The organism is Arthrobacter sp. ISL-28, assembly GCF_018613875.1.
GTDB lineage: Bacteria > Actinomycetota > Actinomycetes > Actinomycetales > Micrococcaceae > Arthrobacter.
The window spans coordinates 35,970-54,865 of sequence record NZ_JAGGPJ010000003.1; the positions used below are offsets into that span (position 1 = coordinate 35,970).

Consider the following 18,896-nt stretch of genomic DNA (forward strand, 5'->3'; position numbering starts at 1 on the left):
GGGGGTAGACCCGATTCTCTTCTGTTCCGGCGGCATGCAGCCATCATCAGCACGATCCTGGCGGCGCTCATGGTCGTTGCCACTATTCAGCCTGCTGCTGCGGGGACGGTGACCTCCACGATCCCGGTCGGGTTGACTCCGATCGGTGTTGCGTTCGCCCCGGACGGGGCGACGGCCTACGTCACCAACCTCGACTCCCACACAGTGTCGGTCATCGATGTGGCGTCGGGCACGGTGACCTCCACGATCCCGGTTGGGTCGTTTCCAGTCGGTGTTGCAGTCGCCCCGGACGGGTTGACGGCCTACGTCACCAACGCCGATTCCGGCACGGTGTCGGTCATCGGTGTGGCGTCGGGCACTGTGACCTCCACGATCCCGGTGGGACCGTCTCCGAGCGGTGTTGCGTTCGGCCCGAACGGGTCGACGGCCTACGTCACCAATAGCCGTCCCGACATGGTGTCGGTTATCGATGTGGCCTCGGGCACCGTGACCTCCACAATCCCGGTCGGGGAGCTTCCGGGCGCTATCGCGCTCACCCCGGACGGTTCGACGGCCTACGTGACCAACGGGCAGGATTCCAACATGGTGTCGGTCATCGATGTGGCGTCGGGCACGTGGACCTCCACGATCCCGGTCGGACCGTCTCCGAGCGGTGTTGCGTTCGCCCCGGACGGGTCGGCGGCCTACGTCACGAACAACGAGAGCGACACGGTGTCGGTCATTGATGTGGCGTCGGGGACGGTGACCTCCACGATCCAGGTCGGGTGGGGCCCGGGGGGTGTTGCGTTCAGCCCGGACGGGTCGACGGCCTACGTCAGCAACTCCGGTTCCGACACGGTTTCGGTCATCGCCGTGCCGTCGGGCACGGTGACCTCCACGATCCAGGTCGGGTCGGGTCCGGGCGGTGTTGCGATCGCCCCGGACGGGTCGACGGCCTACGTCACCAACAACTGGTCCAACACGGTGTCGGTCATCGATGTGAACGCAGCACCGCCGGTGTTCACCGCGGCCACACCGCCGACCAAAGCGACCACGCGTGTCGCCTACAGCTTCACGTTCAGAGCCACGGGTGACCCGGCGCCGACCTTCTACGTGTCCTCCGGTGCACTGCCCACGGGGCTGAGCCTGGACTCCAACACGGGGGTCCTTTCCGGAACCCCGACCAAGGCCGGCAAGGCAACGTTTACGGTGACCGCCACCAACGGAGTCAGCCCCAACGCGGTCACCTCACGCATCACGATCACCATAACCAAGGGCAAGGTCCGCTGAGCATGTGGATGACGGGTTTGACGAATCGTTCATGTATGTCTGAGGGGACGCTGATGATGGCAGGTCAACTCCACTCGGTTCGTCCGAGGCCAGCGATCCTCGTAACTATGCCTCACAACCTTCTGGTTTGAATCGCCGTATCCACCGCTAGTTAGTAGAGACATCGAAGCTGCCCGTGACGAAACTGATCCCTTATGTACGCGTTTCGAAGCGGCAGCGAGGCTGGAACGGCTCGGTGTCGCGTCCGCTTAGAACGACACGCTGCTATAACAGAACGCCTCCAAGGGCGATCAACTCCACAGTTGTAGTCGGCGGCCGCTTCGGACTACTGGTTATGCATTGAGGACCTGTTCGCGCAGGATGTCCGCGTGCCCGCCGTGCTGGGCGAGCTCGCGCAGCATGTGAAGGTACACCCAGCGCAGCGGCAGCGGACCCCGCCTGTTGCCCAGAACCAGATCATCGAGCCGCAGGGACGACGCCGCCCGGCGCGACGCCTCGCACGCCTCGCGGTGGGCCTGCTGGATGCTGGCGATGGAATCGCCGTCGTCGAGAATGAACGATTCGTCAGGCGTGGCGGGGATGCCGATCTCGGTGCGGGGCCGGCAGGTGACTGCCTCGTCGAACCAGACCTTCTCGACGAAGGCGGCGTGCTTCACTAGGCCCAGCAGGGTGGTCCGCGAGGGCACCAGTGAGCGGCGCGCCTGTTCCTCGGTCAGCCCGTTCAAACAGGAATTGAGCATGCTGCGGTGTTCATCGAGGAATGCCTCGAACTGGACGCGGACCGGCTGATCAATGACGCCGTCGGCGAAGGAAGCGGGAAGGGCGGGCATGTGTGAAGTATCGCAAGGCCGTCAGCGCGGGGCAACGACCAGATCATGCCCGCCCCGGCTACTCGGCGGAGCGGCGGTTGCGCGCCTGCTCAGCGAGCCGCTTGAAGGCAAAAACGAAGACTGCCTCGACCAACACCATCAGTCCGACCAGCAGCCACTGCCCCTGACCGATGAAGACGACTACGCCTGTGAGGACAAGCACGGTTCCGAGGACCAGCGCATACACGGCGAAACCGAAGGCCACCTTTGCACTGCGCACGCCGGTACGGAAGCCAAAGCCCTGCGGCTGTCCTCCGGGTAAGCCCTCGACGCGGTCGGGGCCCGCGGGTGGGAGCCGGTCGAACTCTTCCCACAGATCCCCGTCCTGATCCCGATCCGTCATGCTTCCATTATCCCGCGCGCCCAGGCGCCGGGGCCGGGACCCCGGCGCTCTGACTGAAAGCCCTCTGACTGAAAGCCCTCTGACTGAAGGGGAAGCTGCAGCCTGGGCCTTTCCCCGTGGCGAGCGTTAGGCCGCCAGCCCGCTGTGGACCTCGGCTTCGTCCTGCTGAGCCCGGGTGGCGGCCAGGTGCTTCGCCAGATACCTGGCGTCCCGGCACGCGCCGGGGAGGGTTTCCGAAGCTGCCGCGAAGATGACGTCTTTCCCCAGCAGGTACAGGCCCGGCAGTGCATCCACGATCCCGCGGTGCTGCTGCTCCCGCCAGTCCGCGGGCAGCGCCGGGATGTCCAGCCACGGGTAGGCCTCGGTGAAGCCGGTGCACCAGATGACGTTTGCCACCGGAAGGCTCCGGCCGTCGTCGAGCATTACTCCGTCCTGGACTCCGGCGACGCGCGGCACCAGGTGGACGCCGGCGGCGGCGAGGTCCGCGACCTTCGTGCGGATCAATGGCGTAGCCATGGCAGCCATCTTGGGCAGCATCTTGCGCCCGACCGGCGTGTTGGTGGTCAGCACATACATCCCGGCGAAGCGGACCATCGGGATAAGGAACCGGGCCGCGGTCCGGCCGTGCCGGAACGGCATCTCGCCACTCGGCTTGCCGGCCAGCCAGGTTTCATGTGTGCGGCTGGTCTCCAGGGCGATCTCCGCCCCGGAGTTGCCCACCCCCACCACCAGGACCGGACCGGGCTTGAGCTGGGCCGCGTTCTTGTAGCCGGAGGAGTGGAACTGTACGACGTCGGACGGCAGTTCCGCCGCAAAGCGCGGCGTCTTGGGCAGGTGGTAGGCGCCCGTGGCGAGGATGACGTTCGCCGCCGCCCAGCGCTGCGCTCCTGCCGTGACATGGAACCGCTGCCCGTCGTGGCTCAGCCGGGTGACGGCCGTGTTGGACCGGACCGGCAGGTGGAACCGGGTGGCATAGTCCTCCAGATAGTCCGCCTGCTCGTCCTTGGTGGGGAAGGCGAGCGGGTCGCCGGGGAAGGGCAGGCCGGGCAGGCCGTCGTACTTGGCGGGGGTGAACAGGCGCAGCGAGTCCCAGCGGTTCCGCCAGGCGTCGCCGACCCGTGCGGCGGCGTCGAGAATGACAAAGTTCCGGTGCTGCTGCGCCAGGTAGTAGCCCAGGGCCAGGCCGGACTGTCCGGCGCCGATGATGACGGTGTCGACGGCGGAGGTGCCGGCGGTGCCGCCGGTGTCAGTTGCTGGGGTGGTGTTCATGGTGGTGCCTCCTTGGTGATGCAGGTGCGGTTTGGTGGTTATGAACGGACCGGAAGCGCAGGTACCAGATGAGCAGCAGCGCGGAGGCGACGACGTAGAAGAAGTGCAGCGCCCAGATCGGCCCCGGCGGGAGGCTGAGGACGTACACGGAGTGCACTGCGTTGGCGGCATTGCTCAGCGCGAGGTAGCCCAGGCTGTAGGAGTCAAGATCCCTGGTGCGCAGGGCCTTGAGCAGCATTGGCAGGTAGCTCACCGCGAAGAGGACGGTGGAAACCATTCCTGCGAGCACCGAAATGTTCATGCCACTAACGCTATTTTTCGGCGCGGCGCGGCGAATCGGGCGAATCACCCATTTCCGGAGCTGAAGCCGGCGGGCGGGAATGGGTAATTTTATGCAGGGCGGGAGGTCAGTGACGGTTAGCGGAAAGTGGTGGTTAGAGGACGCCAGATGCGGAGACGAGCTGCGCCCGGCCCTCTTCGAGCCGGTACGCGACGGCGATTACCGCGGTGGAGTAATTGTCCACGGCGTCGAAAATTATCCGTGAACTGTCCAGCAGCCGGCGCACGGTCTGCTTCGCGTGTTCGACGACCATGTCGTTGACGTCCGTCTTGTCCTCACGCAGCGAGCTCAGTACCGACGGTGTGATCCGTTCAACCAGGTCGCGGATGTGGCCCGAGGGCACCTCCCCGGTTTCCACGGCGTCTTTCGCGGCCGTGACGGCGCCGCAGTTGTCATGTCCGAGGACGACGATCAGCGGGACCTTGAGCACCGAGACGCCGTACTCGAGCGAGCCGAGAACGGCGTCGTCGATTACGTGCCCGGCTGTGCGCACCACGAAGACGTCGCCGAGGCCGACGTCGAAGATGATCTCCGCGGCGAGACGGGAGTCTGCGCAGCCAAAGATGACTGCAAACGGGTTTTGGGTGTGCGCCAGCGCGCTGCGCCGGGAGGCGTTCTGGTTCGGATGCAGCGAATCTCCCGAGACGAAACGCTCGTTGCCTTCAAGCAGGCGCTGCCATGCATCGTACGGGCTGATTCTGCTCACCCTGCTTACCTTACGGTGGCGTGCCGGCTCACAAAGGAAGGGATCGCCCCATTGCGCGCGTAGGCTGCATCGAACCGCTGGAGGGGGCGTCGATTAATCAGAGCTGATCTCAGTGGAGGTCAATGAGGTCAGCGTACCGCCCGCTCTGGCGCTGGCGGCGCGCACGTCGTATGCTCTGAGCAATCGCGCCAGCCAGCGGTGAAAAGAGGGACCACTACACCAGGACACGGTCCCCGCAGGCCGGCCCTGACCGATCCAAACATCGCCGACGTACGCGGTGTGCTGTGCCCGCCAGCTCGCGGCAACTGACGGCGCAGTCCGGAACGAGCCCGCGAAAATCCTCGGGCAGGCCGGCACAGTTGAACGGGATCCAGTCATGAAAAGAAGCAATGCTTCAGTCGCCCTCGCCATCGCAGCAGTTCTTACTCTCACAGGCTGCGGCGGCTCCTCCCCGTCCGGTACCACCGCGTCCGGGAGCCCATCCCCGGCGTCTTCGGTCCCGACCCCGACGCCGAAGGCCTATACCAACGAGGAACTCACCGCCATCGTCGCCGGCCTCAAGGATGCCCAGGGACAGCCCCTCACCGTGGTCCCCGCCGCCCAGATCGACCAGGGACTGATAGCAGCCCGGGAAATGCTCAGAACCGCCGTCATCACGCCCAAGGCCTGCGGCGTGCTGATCGATAACAACACCCAGGTTCCCGAGGGCAGCACCTACGCTGCGGGGGCCAGCCTGGCGGCGAAAGCCAAAACGGCGACGGTCATGACCGTCTTCGCTGTCAAAGACCCTTCGGTGATGACTGCCCAGTTCGAGAAGAGCGCAGCGGCGCTGAATGACTGCTCGACGTACACCATCGAGTTGAAGGGGCAGAAGATCACGAACGAAATGAAACCTGTGGACGTCACGGTGGAGGCCGATAAGTCGCTGGCTGCGCTGACCATCCAGACCACCCCCGCCGGGAAGAAACAGGTCTGTAATGTCACTGTCTTGGGAGTTAAGGGGACGCTGGCGGTCTCTGTGATGAAGACCGGCGCCGTCGGTGCGGTCACCGCAGCCGACGCACCCGAACTCGTCAAGCTCGTCAACGCAGCTCTCGCCGCAGGCTGACGACCCGTAAGCGCTGCCCGTCGCCGTCGAATCACGGCGGGCAGCGGCAGGAACCACCATCCCTGACTCTTGGATGTGAGCCCAATCTGAACAGTCACAGGGGAGGTCAGACGAGTCCGTGCCGGTAAGCGTAGGCCGTGGCGGCGGTCCGGGAGCTAAGGCCCAACTTGGTGAAGATATTGCTCAGGTGCCGGGCCACCGTTTTCTCGCTGATGAACAGCTCGGCGGCGATGTCCCGGTTGCCCAGTCCGGCAGACACGAGCTGGAGAACCTCGGTTTCGCGGGCGGTGAGCGGCCCGGCGCCGGCGGCGTGACCGGCGTCGTTCCCGGAGGCTGGCAGTGGGGCTGTCCGGGCGTCCGGCGCAACGGGTGTTTGTTGCTCAAGCCCCGGTTGCTCAAGGTCCGGTTGCTCAAGCTCCGATAGCGCCGGTGCGGCTCCCAGCTCGGAAAAGACGGCCCGGGCCGCCTCTCGCTCCAGCCGGGCGGATTCCTCATCGCCGAGCGCGGCGCACAGGCTGGCCAGGAGGGCGCGGCAGCGGGCCGCTTCGAACGGCGCGTCGAGGCCGAGCCAGCGGGACCACGCGCGGCGGACCAGGACCAGCGCGGCCTGGGGGTCGCCTTCGTGGAACAGGACGGCGGCCTCGGACTGCTCGGCGAGGGCGTGCAGCATGGGCATGTCGAACGTGGCGCAGAGCGAGGCCAACTCCTCCATGGCGGCCCGTGCTGCCGGTGCGTCGCCTGCTGCCAGTTCGATTTCCACCTGGGAGGGGAGCACCCGGCGCCGGTAGTCGCCGCCGGCGCCGTCCATGGCCTGCCGGAGCATAGACTGGGCCTGGTCCGGCTTGCCTTGGGCCAGGCGGAGGAGCGCCAGCCCGGGCTGCGGCGGGAAGCCTGTCTGCTGAGCGTGCAGGTAAGCGGCCTCGGCGGCATCGAAGTCGCCCCGGAGCCGGTGGATTTCGCCCTGTTCGTAGAAGCCGCCGTAGGTGGCCATCCGGTCGCCGCGGAAGGCGAGGTCCTGAGCCATTTTGGCCGCATCGATCGCCTCGGTCCAGGCGCCGTGCAGCCGGTACAGCTCGGCTCGGTGCCTCTGGCACTGGCCGCTGAAGGCCACCAGGTTCTGTTGCGCGTCGCACCACCGGTCCAGCGCCCGTGTCCACTCGTGAGCGCGGTGCACGTCGAAGGCCAGATGGCAGGTTTCGACCACTGCGCAGTAGATGATCCCGGAGGGGACCGGAGTGATTTCCCCGACGGTAACGGCGACCATGGCTTCGTCGAGCAGAGCCAGTCCGTCGTCGAGTTGGCCCAACATGACCTTTGCCTGCCCGAGGCCCAGCATGCCGAGGGCCACTGTGTCAGCATCGCCACGTTCCCGCCCGAGGTCGGCGGCCCGGGCGAAGGCTTCCGCGGCGGCGGCGCCGTCGCCTTGGTAGAGGGCGCCCAGCCCGGCAGGTAAGAACAGCATGCCCTCGAAGCGGCAGGGTTCGGGCAAGTCGTCGACGATCCGGTGGGCGCGGGCTAGCCAGCCGGCGCTGCGGGCCGGTTCGCTCAGCAGGATGAGGTTGATCCCGGTCCAGACGGCGCAGCGGACGGCGGCGGGGTAGTCTCCGTCGGCGAGGTGCTTCAGGTGCGCCCGGGCCAGGATGTCCACTCCCTCCGAGCCCCGGCCGGTGAGGATGACGGAGGTGGCCAGCTGTTCCAGATCGCCGGCCGGCAGTTCGGCGTCGCGGTCTGCATCGGTGTACTGCCCGACGGCGTCCGGCCAGCGCCGTTCGGCGTAGGCTTCCCGGCCCTCTGCGAGTGAAGACATCGCGTCTCCCGTTCCCGGTGGCGGGCCTGATCCTATGGGCGCCGCCGGAGCCGGCACTCTCGGAGCCGGTGGTGGGCGGCGCGGCCCGTCATCTGCTTTTCAGGCTACTGCCGGGGTTAAGGGGCGGCAAGGTGCGGGGCTCCTCCGTCGCGGGGTGTCAGGCACACGAGCTGAGGAACGCTGCCGCGTCCTCGGCGACCCGCTCGGGGCATTCCCACAGAACCATGTGCGCCACGTCGGGGTAGACCTTCAACACTGCGCCGGGTTTCCGCATAGCGAACCAGACGTCCAGCGACTGCTTCTATCCGAGCTGGAGTGGTCTGGTCGACGATTCTCCGCTTCAGAGACTGAGTTGATCAGCGAGACCATTGAGACGGCTGCATTAGCCAAATCGCTAGGCTTAACGTGGGTAGTTGCGGAAGCCTAATCATAGGGAGTTCCTCAGACGTCTCGCCCTTCTCGCCCAACTTCGTGTTCGACTGCATCGCCCGCGCTCATGGCGCTGGAGACCGCGACGGCGTACCCGAGTGCCGTCGTCTTGGTCGGCGCTGGGGCCAGGCAGGGCGACACAACATCCACCGGGCGCGAGCTGAGCTTCAAGCGCCGTTCCTGGACCTGCGGCTGCTCGGCAGGAACCCCGGCCGCTGCCGCTGGTGTACTTGGGCTTGCGCTGAAGTAGAGCAGCTCGACGACCGCGGAATGGCGGCTTGGGACCAGCATGACACGTCGGTTCGCCGGCCTACTGGCCGATGGTTTCACCTTTTCGGATGTCATGACGTCTGAGCCGTTCCGCAGCGGGAACAGGGTCAGGCCTACATGGAAGCATGGTTCACGGCGTTTCCGGACATGTACGCCAGAACCACAAGCGGGTGATCAGCGACGACGAGGTGGCGGCGAAAATCGAGTTTATCGGCAACACCGGGCCGCTGCGCATGAGAGAAAGGAAATTTCTGGCGGGCAAGTCGGTGACCGGATCCGGGACCTCCTTCGCCTCCGGCGGGGACGGGAAGATCGGCAGCTCGGGCTGATGCCGGGATGTGAACCTGGAAGGGACGGATCTGAAGCCAGGAGGCCGGCACGCCGGCCTCCTGGCCAGTGTCGAAACACCGGTTCCGCGGCTTCCGGCTCGTTGATGGCGGCCCCGGACCAGCCGCGCTTTTTACAGGGCGCTTCGCGCGGCGATGGGCGCCCTACTAGGAGATTAGTCGAGTGATTGATGCTGCTCATCGTCAACCTTGCGAACCCGATGGGGCCGCCGTCCGCTAGGCAGCGGCCCCATTGTCTTCAGGTGTAATCCCTGTGAAACGGGCAGAAATCAGCTGCCGAGGTGCCAGGAGTAACTGGCTTCGTTCCAGTTGGCTGTCGCCGAAAAGCGGTAGCCGGATTCTGAGCCATCTGCTTCGGTTTTGTTCACGGCAATGCATTCGAAGGTGCCAGTGATTGCAGTTAGATCGTCTGTGGATCCTCCACCCAGCGGCGTGCATGATGCGCGCGTAATGGGTCCGTCTAGAACACCCTTATCGACGCGAGACTTGGCGTCCTTAAGAACAGATTCTTCCAGCGCAGTGACAATGGCCGTCCGCTTCACTCGCTCGGCAGAGTCAGCTTCTTCTTTTGCAGCCGCTGATGCCGAGGCGGCGGCCGAGGCTCGGGCTTCCTCGGCCTCGCGTTCCTGCTGAGCCTCTGCCGCTGCGGCCGCAGCTGCCATCTCGGAATTCACCTGATTATTGTGTTGAATGCTAAGTGCAATCGCTAGTCCAGCGATGGCAATAATCAGAGCGCCGACGGCACTTAGAATGACCCGCTTGCTGAGCTTCGGAATCTGACGTTGGCGCGTGTAGGCAGCACCGCAATGCGGGCAAAAGTTGCCAGCAGTTTGAGTTTGTACGCTGCATTTGGGGCATACCTTCGCGGGGGGTTCCTCGAATTCGACGGACTCTGTCGTCTGGTCCGTGCTGGCAGCTGGCTCGGGCTGCTTATCCTGGGCTGCGATCTTTTCTGTTGGCGCGTCGGCGCCAGTGGGGTTACTCAAAGGGGTGCTCCTTGCCGATATTTCATGATTCCCGACGCCGAGCAGCGGCTACGCGAGGGCCACAGATCTCACGCCGGACTGGGCGATGGCCTGCGCATCGATGGCCGGCGGCGGGACAGTCAGACGTGAAAGGGCTGGTACCGGCAGACAGTTCAGACCCAGTACCAGCCCTATCGCGAATCTACTTCTGCCAGGTGTTTCCTGAGCAGGAAGCGTGGGCACCGGTGCCCTTGCCCGTGTTCTTTCCTGCGCTCTTGCCGTCGATCAGGATCTCGCAGGTGACAGCGGCGGAAGCGTCGCTGTAGCTCCCGGTGACGGAGATACTCGTGATATTGAATTCCTTCGACGTGATGGACTTCTTCCATGCGGCCGTGATGTCTTCCGTCGAGGTTCCTCCCGGGGTCCAGTATGAAATGCTGGCCGGACCTGACGTAGTGACGACGTACTCTACCGTGTGCTCAGCATTGATGCTCTCGTCAATAGACTTTGCAGCGGCGCTAACACCGGCAGTGACCAGTCCGGCGACGATGAGGCTGACGACGCCGAGGATGAATCCGGTGATTGCCATTCCCTTTTTCCGATTCTTAAGGAAGAGGGCAATGATGCCGAGAATGATTGCGACCGGACCAAGGAAGAAGGCGATCATACCTACGAGTGGAATGATGCTGAACACTGCGGCGACGATGCCCACGACGAGGGCTGCCACGCCGAGACCGTTCTTGCGCTTTTCCTCGACCATCCGGACGCGGTGTATCGGCTGCTCCGGCAATGCCGAATATGCTGTGTCATTTTTGATGTTGGACATAGTTTTCCCCTTTTTCTGATGCTGTTGAGACCCTCGCGGATCGATACTGTGCGTTGCCCCCAACAGTGACCAGCTGTCGGGTGGTGGATTGTAGGGCCGCCGGAGCGTGCACCTTATTTTGTTACGTGAACTACAACCGCTTTCTCCATGGACTGTTCTGCGCCTGGATTATCGATGCCAGTGACAGTCCAGTTACTCAGCAACAAAACCGTCTTTCCCGTGTCGGAGTTGTAGATGATCTTCGTGAACCCCAGGGCAGTGAGGTCATCATCCAAGGCCTCCGCATTCATGCCTGCTACGTTGGCAGGAATGGTGGCGGTTGTCGGGGCGACAGGAGCCGGTGCTGACGAAGGGGGGACAGCGGCATTCGCAACAGGCGCTGCCGTCACGGTTGCTGTCGCTGTCACCGTTGCAGTCGCCGTCTGGATCACCGTGTGTGTGACTGTAGGGGCTGCTTGCGGCGTACCTCCGCCGCCGCACCCGGCGAGAGCCAGGCACAAGAAGGCCCCAATAGCCAGCGTTTTATTCATTCCCAAATTAAATCCCCCATGGATAGGGTCATCGTTAGTGAATCCAACAAGGCATTCTGCAACGTGACCGAGCGTTACCGTGTCGGTTCATGCATTTAGCTTGACCGTGGCAGCACTGCCGTGGCCTAATCCGACACAGCCATTGTCCGCTAAAAAAGCGTCCTAAAACCCAAGATTATGATTCTTCAGCGAATGCTGTGGAAACCTTGAGTAAAACCTGCGGGGAGCGTGGACGTGGCCGACTGTCCACGAAATCTGGTCTGCATGGTGAGCCTGGTGGATCAGAATTCGGAGGGGCATTATTGGTGGTCGCGCGGGTGCGGGTAACCCTCCCGATGTTCCGGCAGCGCGGGCTGTAGGCCCGGCCCGACGCTGCCGACGGCAGTGATGACTAGGCGCCCGCTTCGTTCCTGAAAGAGTTGAAGTGCTTCATGACCCCGTTCGCCTGCCTCGGTACCGCACCGGATCTCGGCCGCTATTAGGGTAGCGGCGCCGCGACACGTGCCACCCAACGGAATTACGAAACCACCGGTATCTGAATCGGAATTACGACTGCATACCTTGAAGGGCGTGGTGGTGCACAGTTGCCGATTGAGCTTGCCGGACCTCCCTATGACGACTCTGTGCGAGTAGATTGTCCTCGAGCTCACTGTTGAGCGGAAAAGCCGGACCACGGAAACCAATGGGGGACAGGGCATGACAATCTCTAGTGCTTTTGAAGAAATTCCTGACGAGGCCGCGCACTCATATTTGAAACGCTATTTCGGCCTCGGAGAGTGGCAAGATAACGAGTTCACTGGGGCCTATTTCGATACTTTCGGCACCAATGCGCCCAACGCCATGACCGCAGATGATGTGATGGCCATAGCGTGTTTGTCTAAACACGTACCGGCTCGGGCCGCGTTAGGAATCCTTGGCGATTATTCAATCAAGATCACGACTCTTCTCGCATACATTCCGCCTGATCTGTCACTTGAAGACATCCCGTTCGACGAACATGACAAATACTTTGGTGATGGAACTCCAGCGTTGCGCCTTTGGCGGCTGCTTCGGAGGCAAGACAGCACTCGCTGGGGCATTGGCGCCACGACGGCCAGCAAGCTCATGGCCCGTAAACGTCCCGGACTAATCCCCATTTACGATTCTGTTGTTGGTCGGGTAACAGGTTTCAACAATTCGGACGGGACCTGGAGTGCGTGGCACCACGCATTTGCTACAGACGGTGAGCTTGTTGAGAGGCTAGTTTCCCTGCGCTCTGCAGCTGGGCTGCAGGGGATCTCGCTTCTTCGTGTCCTCGACGTCGTGCTATGGATGCACGGCAGTCAGGGAACGGTCGGGCCGGAGAGTGTCGACGAGGCGGAGGAAAGCTGACGGTGCCGGTCGGGATTGCCCGGGCTTCTTCCATACGGATTCGCGGGTGCCCGGCGGGTAGGCGTGCTTGCGGCCCGCCAGCGTGATGAACAGGGCTACGACGACTGGCAGGGCGGCGACGGGCACCAGGAGCGGGCGGGCGAGGACTAGGCCGGGGGCCAGATGTTCTGGAGGTTTTCACCACCATAATCAGCAATCGGGGTACACGATTTCTGACGTTGCCGCGGAGGCAACAGTGAAACGTGAACAGCGTGGCGGGTTCGCCGAACGGATCTGGCTGGAAAACTGAGCAGGGACTAGTTCTGTCCCTGGTCCCTCGCCAGCCAACTGCAAGAAGTTTTCGACCTAAGAGCGTCAGGGCTACCCCGCCACCGCAGCCTTCGCGGCCTGCGACGCCCTCATCCACTCGCTCATCCACGGGGCCCGGACGCTCGACGTGATGCGGCAGTCGGCCACGAAGGTTCCCCTGGCGCCGGCGTCGATCCAGTCCTTGAGCGTCTCAAGGTCTGCCAGTGAGCGGATGATCGCCGACTCGGCTCCGAGCGCGCGGGCGATTCCGCTGAAGTCCACCTCGGGGATCAGCATCGGCTTTTCGGTCAGGCCCTGGGAGCCGTACTGGTGGATTTCGGCTCCGTAGGCGGCGTCGTTGTAGATCACGACGACGGCGCTGCTTGCCGCGGCGATGAGCGATTCGAGGTCGGACAGGCCCATCAGGAAACCGCCGTCGCCGGAGGCCAGCACCAGGGTTCGGCCGTCCCCCACTGCCCGGGCTGCCCCGACGGCGCTGGCAAGGCCGAGCCCGATCGTCTGGTAAGCCGTCCCCACCATGACCAGGTCCTGGGGCCTCGGAATGCGCCAATACATGGGTGCCCAGCCCATGAAGTGCCCTCCGTCCTGGACCACCGTGCGGCGCTCCGGCAGCACGGCGTCCAGGGCGGAGGCAAGGGCGCGCGGGTCCAGCCGGCCGTCCGCGGTTACGTCGGAGCCCGGGTGGTGCGCCGGTCCTTCGGCCAGGCGTTTGCGGGCTTCCGCGCGCCAGGCTTCTGCGCGGCTGGCGTCCGGCGAGGCCGGGCCATCCAGCATTCTCAGGATGTGTCCCGCGGCAGACTTCGCATCCGCGCTGACGAACAGGTCCACACGAGGGTGCGTCGGCTGCAGGGCGGCGTCGATCTGGATAACGGTGCTGTCCGGGCCGAGCAGGTGCCCGAACCGCATGGTGAAGGGGCTCAGGCTTGCCCCGGCCACGAGGACCACATCGGCCTCACCCATGAGCCCGGCCGCGGTGTCCGTGCCGAAGCCGCCCGCGACGCCGAGGTACCCCTCGCCCTGGAGGAGGTTGAGCGCCAGAGCGGTTCCGGCGGTCAGCGCGCCCAGTCGGTCGGCGAGCTCCCGGAGCTCCGGGCCGGCACCGGCGAGGTGGGCACCCCGGCCGGCCAGGATCAGCGGCCGCTTGGCCCCGGCGAGCAGGCGGGCGGCCTGCCCAAGGCCGCCGTCGACGTCGTCCGTCACCTTTGGTGCGTGTGGCACCGGAAGGTCCTCGTCCGCCGCTTCAAGCGCCGCGAGGTCGTAGGGGATGGCAATCACGACGGCGGTGCGCTGGGTGAGTGCGTATTCCACCGCCTGCCGGGTGAGGGAGCCCGCGGCGTCGCGGGTGACGGTAAAGGTCGCCGCGCCGAGGCCGGAGGCGATAGCTGCCTGGTCCACGTCCCAGGGCCGGGCGCCGCTGCTCGGGGCGTCCCCGGTGACCAGCACGACGGGGATCTGCGCCCGGACCGCCTCGGCAAGGGCAGTGAGCGCGTTGGTGTAGCCGGGGCCGTAGGTCGTGGTGCCCGCTGCGAGGCGTCCGGATGCCCGGTAGTAGGCGTCGGCAGCGGCGATGGCGGCGCCTTCATGCCGGACGGGGGAGAAGCGGAGGCCCTGCTTTTCCGCGGCGTCAAGGAAGTAGGCGTTCCCGTTGCCCATGACGCCGAAGACATCGCTGACGTAGCTGCTGAGAACCTGCGCCACACGGCCGGAGACGGTAAGTGAAGTCATGCAGGAATCTTCTGGTCTGGTCCGCAGATAGGCAAGAGACTCTAGTTTGATTGGGATATTTGGCAGGCTGATAAAGTCGGAACTGAAAATTTGCCCACTTGTGGCGTGCGTCACCCGCGCTTAGTGGGAAGGGCGGGATTCTTGCTCGGACAGCCTGCTCAGGAGGCCGTCGTAGCGCGGCGGCATGAGTTCCAGCACGGAAATGGCCGTGCTGGTCCGTTGGATCCCCTCGATTTCCAGGATCTGGTTGGTGATGCGGTAGAGGTCGGCCGTGCCGCGGGCCACCACCTTGGCCATGAGGTCCGCGTCCCCGGTGGTTGCGTGCACCTCGATGACCTCCGGGATCGCCGCGAGCCCGTTTTCCACCGCGCCCGTCCGCGTCTGGCTGATGGACAGCGAGAGAAAGGCCATGAGCTCGTAGCCGAGGGCGGCGGGGTCCAGCCTCCGGCTGAAGGAGCGGAGCGCGCCGCTGCGCTCCAGCCGTGCCAGCCGTGCGTGGACCGTGTTCCGTGCGACGCCGAGCGTCCGGGAGAGTGCCAGGGCGCTGGCTTCGGGGTCCTTGTCGAGGGCCAGGATGATCCTGCCGTCGAGTGAATCCAGGGTGCGGGGGTTCGCGATGGTCATATTTTCACCAGAGGTACTAGAAGTTGAGCAGAAGTCCCAATGGCTTGAGGGTATCTTGCATTGTGGGCAGGATCACAATCATGATCGGTCCTCATGACCCGTGATCAGCTCCTGACCGCACCGGAAACCGCACTTCCCACCCTTCGTGGCGCTGTGGCCGGCCTCCCGCCCTACGTCCCGGGCCGGCGCGGCGCCGGCATGGACATTGCGGCCCTCGCCAGCAACGAAAGCCACTACGAGCCGCTGCCCGCTGCCGCCGCTGCGGTGGCCGCAGCGGCCGGTATGATGAACCGCTACCCTGACAGTGCCGCCGTCGAACTCCGTGAACGGATTGCCCGCCACCTCGGCGTCACGGCCGGAGAGGTGGCGGTGGGACCCGGCAGCGTCGGCGTCCTGCAGCAGATCATCACCGGCCTGTGCGATGCCGGGGATGAAGTGATCTTCGCGTGGCGCTCCTTCGAGGCCTACCCCATCCTGGTTGAGCTGGCGGGCGCCCGGCCCGTCCGCATCCCGCTGGACCGCGCTGAGGGCCACGACCTCGAGGCCATGGCCGCGGCCGTCACCGCCCGCACGAAGGTCATCCTGCTCTGCACCCCCAACAACCCGACCGGCGTTCCGATCAGCCATGACCGCATCGAGGCCTTCCTGCACTCCGTCCGCTCCGACATCCTGGTGGTGGTCGACGAGGCCTATGTGGAATACGCCGAAGCAGGCAGCGGCCCCGATTCCCTGGCCCTGTACCGCCGGTACCCGAACGTCTGCATCCTGCGCACCTTCTCCAAGGCGTACGGACTCGCCGGCCTGCGCGTGGGCTACGCCGTGGCGGCGCCGCCCATCGCCGAGGGACTGCGCCGCACCGCCCTTCCCTTCGCCGTGAGCGCGCTGGCCCAGAAGGCCGCCATCGCGTCGCTGGACGCGGGGGAGGAGATGGAAGCGCGGGTGGCCGCCGTCAGGCAGGAGCGCGTCCGGATGGCCGCGCAGCTGGAAGCCCAGGGCTGGAAACTGCAGCCGAGCCAGGGCAACTTCCTCTGGATCCGGGCGGATGACCGCCTCCTGGCCAGGCTGGTGGACGCGTTCGACCGCGCCGGCATCCTGGTCCGGGCGTACCAGGGCGACGGCGTGCGGATCACCGTTGCCGACCCCGCCTCCAACGACCGCGTGCTCAGGCTCCTCGCAGCCCACGCGGCGTGACAACCGACTGACCATTACCCCAACCCGTTCCACCTACACATAAGAGGAATCCCCATGGAACAACAGACAAAGACGTCTGCCCGCGCCCTCGGCGCGGCCCTCAAACCCCGCCAGCTCACCATGATGGGCCTGGGCAGCGCCATCGGCGCGGGCCTGTTCATCGGCTCGGGCGCCGGCATCCAGGCCGCCGGCCCGGCGGTGCTCATCTCCTACCTCGTGGCCGGCACGCTCATCATCCTGGTGATGTGGGCCCTCGGCGAGATGGCCGCGGCCAACCCGGACAGCGGTGCCTTCTCCGTCTACACAGCCAAGGCCTACGGGCCGGTGGCCGGTGCCACGGTGGGCTGGCTGTGGTGGCTGCAGCTCGTGGTGGTGATCGCGGCAGAGGCGCTCGGCGCGGCAGGCCTGCTGGCCACCATCTTCCCCGCCTTGCCGGTGTGGCTGATGGCCTTCGTGTTCATCGTGGTGCTCACCGCCGTGAACCTCACCAGCGTGAAGAACTTCGGTGAATTCGAGTTCTGGTTCGCCCTGCTGAAAGTAGCGGCCATCGTCGGATTCCTCCTGGTGGGCGCCGCCCTGCTCTTTGGATGGCTGCCGGGCGTGCAGTCGCCGGGCCTGGCCAACTTCACCGGGGAAGGATTCGCGCCCAGCGGGTTTGCCGGAATCGCCACGGCGCTGTTCGTGGTGGCGTTTGCTTTCGGCGGCACCGAGATCGTGTCCGTGGCAGCGGCCGAGACCGCCGAGCCTGCCCGCAGTGTGAAGAAAGCAGTCCGGACGGTGCTGTGGCGCATTCTGGTGTTCTACATCGGTGCCATCTTCGTGATCGCGGCCGTGGTTCCCGTGGGTTCGGAGGGGCTGAAGAGCCCGTTCGCCGCGGTGCTGGACGCCGCCGGCATGCCCGGCGCCGGCACAGCAATCACCTTGGTAGCCGTGGCGGCATTGCTCTCGGCCCTCAACGCCAACCTCTACGGTGCCTCCCGGATGGCTTTCTCCCTGGCCGAGCGGGGTGAAGCGCCGCGCCTGCTCGCTTCCGTGTCCAAGGCCCGGGTTCCGGTTGTCGCGGTCCTGGCCAGCGTTGCCTTCGGCGTTGTCACGGTTGTGCTTGAGATGGCTTTCCCCGAAATGGTGCTTCCGGTCCTGCTGAATATCGTGGGTTCGACATGCCTGCTGGTGTGGACCTCGGCGCTCCTTGCCCAGCTCGCGCTGCGCCTCCGCGCCGACCGCGAGGGAACGGAGCTTCCCCTGCGGATGCCCGGCTTCCCGTGGCTCACCTCCCTTGGCCTGCTGATCCTCGCGGCGATCTTCACGGTGGGCTTCATCGGCGAGGATTCCCGCCCACAGCTGCTGAGCACTTTCGCGCTTGTGGCACTGCTGGCGGTGGCGAACTGGGTGAACCACCGTTCACGCAATGTTCCGGGCCGCGTCGAAGCTTCGGAGCGCGCCAAGGCACCGGTGCTCATCGACTGAATGAGGTGCCGTTAACCACGTCGTGGGTTCGGGGCACACGAAGCCGCGTCCGGCTTTGGCCGGGCGCGCCCTTCCCTATGCGATGCCGGTGTTGACTCGGTCCGAGAAGACTGGGCAGCGGGTGGCCGTTTCTCATCGACATCGCGGTCGGCTATAACACTGGAATCCACCAGCCGCGACTGCGCGGGAAGCTAACAAGTGGTTTAGTGATACTGCAGGTCCTGACAGAGTTACAGAAAGCCCTTAGCGAGTGGAAAAATTTTTGTAAGTGCTTGCGGCCTTCTGGTTGTCGGTGCCGGGGCTTACAGTGCAGCCATGACGAACGCGAGGCCCGCAAAGAAGCCGGGACAGACGTAAATGAATTACACGCTATTGCTGAAGTCACCGACATCGGGGGCCTCTGATGAATCACCTCGGCTTTAGGACAATACGGCCCTCTCGTGGGGAGCCTCTCCTGTTAAAGACACGCCCCCATTAGGCTTGGCATCATGACGCTGGGTGAGCGAATCGATAATGTAATAACCAACCCCTCAGACGGACTTTTGCGTCACTTTTTTGATAGAGATGGGCCTTTCGCCGGGGCGACATTCGATGAGCTCGGCGATAACGCCCGTTACGAAATCGGGCCATCTGACTTGGTTGCAGTTAGCCTGCTTGACGTCAGATACGAACCGCGTGCCGTCCGCGCAATCTTGGAGCGGGACGCCGTAGAGCTGTCGGAAATGTTGTCAGAAGTACCGGCTGAAGTGGATTTATGGGAAGCGGAAGACAGAGACCTTGAGGCGGCGCTTGCCCTTCACGAAGCTCTGGATAGCTATGCCGGCGTCGGGGAAACGAAGGCCAGCAAACTGCTCGCTCGAAAGCGGCCACGTCTTATTCCTGTAATTGACAGTGTTGTTCGGCGGGGACTACCGCTAGGCTCCAACCCTGCCAAAGAACTACGTGCAGCATTGGCTGTCGAGTCGCGGCGGGAAGCCATTGAGTCGCTTCGACCAGCAAATCTTTCTTCACTGATTACCACCCTGCGACTACTCGACGCCGCTGTCTGGATGCGCTACAGCCGATCGCGCAACGCCAACCGCGCCCGCGCATCGGTAGGGTTGTAGCCAATGCTCAGGCCCCAAACCCCCA

20 protein-coding genes are annotated in these 18,896 nt (G+C 64.7%); 8 read left to right on the top strand and 12 right to left on the bottom strand.

Annotation, left to right across the window (positions count from 1 at the left end; genetic code table 11):
- The first annotated feature begins 69 nt into the window (after positions 1-69).
- Entirely contained in the window at positions 70-1,269 is a 1,200-nt protein-coding gene (locus tag J7E80_RS01910; protein ID WP_215049794.1) for a beta-propeller fold lactonase family protein, read from the top strand.
- 332 nt (positions 1,270-1,601) lie between these two features.
- Here the strand turns inward: J7E80_RS01910 and J7E80_RS01915 are convergent, their stop codons facing one another.
- The 5 genes from J7E80_RS01915 to J7E80_RS01935 all read right to left on the bottom strand — a co-directional run bounded on the left by J7E80_RS01915 (position 1,602) and on the right by J7E80_RS01935 (position 4,796).
- Positions 1,602-2,099 (bottom strand): DinB family protein, encoded by a 498-nt coding sequence (locus tag J7E80_RS01915; protein ID WP_215049795.1) that lies wholly within the window; start codon positions 2,097-2,099, stop codon positions 1,602-1,604.
- A gap of 58 nt (positions 2,100-2,157) precedes the next feature.
- Entirely contained in the window at positions 2,158-2,481 is a 324-nt protein-coding gene (locus J7E80_RS01920) for a hypothetical protein (protein WP_215049796.1), read from the bottom strand.
- 126 nt (positions 2,482-2,607) lie between these two features.
- Positions 2,608-3,750 carry an NAD(P)/FAD-dependent oxidoreductase gene (locus tag J7E80_RS01925; protein ID WP_215049797.1) on the bottom strand — a complete coding sequence of 381 codons (1,143 nt, stop codon included), beginning with the start codon at positions 3,748-3,750 and terminating at the stop codon, positions 2,608-2,610.
- A complete protein-coding gene (locus J7E80_RS01930) occupies positions 3,728-4,051 on the bottom strand; it encodes a hypothetical protein (RefSeq protein WP_215049798.1) in 324 nt (107 codons plus the stop codon). Before J7E80_RS01930 ends, J7E80_RS01925 begins: the two co-directional genes overlap by 23 nt.
- Positions 4,052-4,184: 133 nt before the next feature.
- Positions 4,185-4,796: a carbonic anhydrase gene (locus tag J7E80_RS01935; protein WP_215049799.1), complete on the bottom strand. Its 612-nt coding sequence runs from the start codon at positions 4,794-4,796 to the stop codon at positions 4,185-4,187.
- A gap of 376 nt (positions 4,797-5,172) precedes the next feature.
- Between J7E80_RS01935 and J7E80_RS01940 the strand changes: the two genes are divergently transcribed.
- A complete protein-coding gene (locus tag J7E80_RS01940) occupies positions 5,173-5,904 on the top strand; it encodes a hypothetical protein (RefSeq protein ID WP_215049800.1) in 732 nt (243 codons plus the stop codon).
- 106 nt (positions 5,905-6,010) lie between these two features.
- Here the strand turns inward: J7E80_RS01940 and J7E80_RS23590 are convergent, their stop codons facing one another.
- Both J7E80_RS23590 and J7E80_RS01950 read right to left on the bottom strand, forming a co-directional pair.
- Positions 6,011-7,711: a helix-turn-helix transcriptional regulator gene (locus J7E80_RS23590; protein ID WP_251036326.1), complete on the bottom strand. Its 1,701-nt coding sequence runs from the start codon at positions 7,709-7,711 to the stop codon at positions 6,011-6,013.
- Between the two features lie 441 nt (positions 7,712-8,152).
- Positions 8,153-8,431 carry a hypothetical protein gene (locus J7E80_RS01950; protein WP_215049801.1) on the bottom strand — a complete coding sequence of 93 codons (279 nt, stop codon included), beginning with the start codon at positions 8,429-8,431 and terminating at the stop codon, positions 8,153-8,155.
- A gap of 104 nt (positions 8,432-8,535) precedes the next feature.
- Here J7E80_RS01950 and J7E80_RS01955 point away from each other — a divergent pair, with 104 nt between their 5' ends.
- Positions 8,536-8,739 carry a hypothetical protein gene (locus tag J7E80_RS01955; RefSeq protein ID WP_215049802.1) on the top strand — a complete coding sequence of 68 codons (204 nt, stop codon included), beginning with the start codon at positions 8,536-8,538 and terminating at the stop codon, positions 8,737-8,739.
- 287 nt (positions 8,740-9,026) lie between these two features.
- Here J7E80_RS01955 and J7E80_RS01960 read toward each other — a convergent pair whose 3' ends face one another.
- The 3 genes from J7E80_RS01960 to J7E80_RS01970 all read right to left on the bottom strand — a co-directional run bounded on the left by J7E80_RS01960 (position 9,027) and on the right by J7E80_RS01970 (position 11,078).
- Positions 9,027-9,743 carry a zinc ribbon domain-containing protein gene (locus J7E80_RS01960; protein ID WP_215049803.1) on the bottom strand — a complete coding sequence of 239 codons (717 nt, stop codon included), beginning with the start codon at positions 9,741-9,743 and terminating at the stop codon, positions 9,027-9,029.
- Between the two features lie 181 nt (positions 9,744-9,924).
- Positions 9,925-10,548, bottom strand: a complete 624-nt coding sequence (locus J7E80_RS01965) for a DUF4190 domain-containing protein (RefSeq protein WP_215049804.1) — start codon at positions 10,546-10,548, stop codon at positions 9,925-9,927.
- A gap of 113 nt (positions 10,549-10,661) precedes the next feature.
- Positions 10,662-11,078 (bottom strand): hypothetical protein, encoded by a 417-nt coding sequence (locus J7E80_RS01970; protein ID WP_215049926.1) that lies wholly within the window; start codon positions 11,076-11,078, stop codon positions 10,662-10,664.
- Between the two features lie 696 nt (positions 11,079-11,774).
- On the opposite strand from J7E80_RS01970, the gene J7E80_RS01975 reads away from it, so the two are divergent.
- Both J7E80_RS01975 and J7E80_RS24180 read left to right on the top strand, forming a co-directional pair.
- Positions 11,775-12,449 (top strand): DUF6308 family protein, encoded by a 675-nt coding sequence (locus tag J7E80_RS01975; RefSeq protein ID WP_215049805.1) that lies wholly within the window; start codon positions 11,775-11,777, stop codon positions 12,447-12,449.
- Between the two features lie 15 nt (positions 12,450-12,464).
- Complete coding sequence (locus J7E80_RS24180; protein ID WP_285291779.1) at positions 12,465-12,599, top strand: hypothetical protein; 135 nt, start codon at positions 12,465-12,467, stop codon at positions 12,597-12,599.
- A 210-nt stretch (positions 12,600-12,809) separates the two neighbouring features.
- Here the strand turns inward: J7E80_RS24180 and J7E80_RS01980 are convergent, their stop codons facing one another.
- Together J7E80_RS01980 and J7E80_RS01985 are read right to left on the bottom strand one after the other, a co-directional pair.
- Positions 12,810-14,483, bottom strand: a complete 1,674-nt coding sequence (locus tag J7E80_RS01980) for a thiamine pyrophosphate-binding protein (protein ID WP_215049806.1) — start codon at positions 14,481-14,483, stop codon at positions 12,810-12,812.
- Between the two features lie 120 nt (positions 14,484-14,603).
- A complete protein-coding gene (locus J7E80_RS01985; RefSeq protein WP_215049807.1) occupies positions 14,604-15,107 on the bottom strand; it encodes an Lrp/AsnC family transcriptional regulator in 504 nt (167 codons plus the stop codon).
- A gap of 93 nt (positions 15,108-15,200) precedes the next feature.
- On the opposite strand from J7E80_RS01985, the gene hisC reads away from it, so the two are divergent.
- The 3 genes from hisC (at position 15,201) to J7E80_RS02000 (ending at position 18,871) form a co-directional block, all read left to right on the top strand.
- Positions 15,201-16,298: a histidinol-phosphate transaminase gene (hisC, locus tag J7E80_RS01990; RefSeq protein WP_215049808.1), complete on the top strand. Its 1,098-nt coding sequence runs from the start codon at positions 15,201-15,203 to the stop codon at positions 16,296-16,298.
- Between the two features lie 54 nt (positions 16,299-16,352).
- Positions 16,353-17,765: an amino acid permease gene (locus J7E80_RS01995; protein ID WP_215049809.1), complete on the top strand. Its 1,413-nt coding sequence runs from the start codon at positions 16,353-16,355 to the stop codon at positions 17,763-17,765.
- A 488-nt stretch (positions 17,766-18,253) separates the two neighbouring features.
- Positions 18,254-18,871 carry a DUF6308 family protein gene (locus tag J7E80_RS02000; RefSeq protein WP_215049810.1) on the top strand — a complete coding sequence of 206 codons (618 nt, stop codon included), beginning with the start codon at positions 18,254-18,256 and terminating at the stop codon, positions 18,869-18,871.
- The last annotated feature ends 25 nt before the right edge of the window (positions 18,872-18,896 follow it).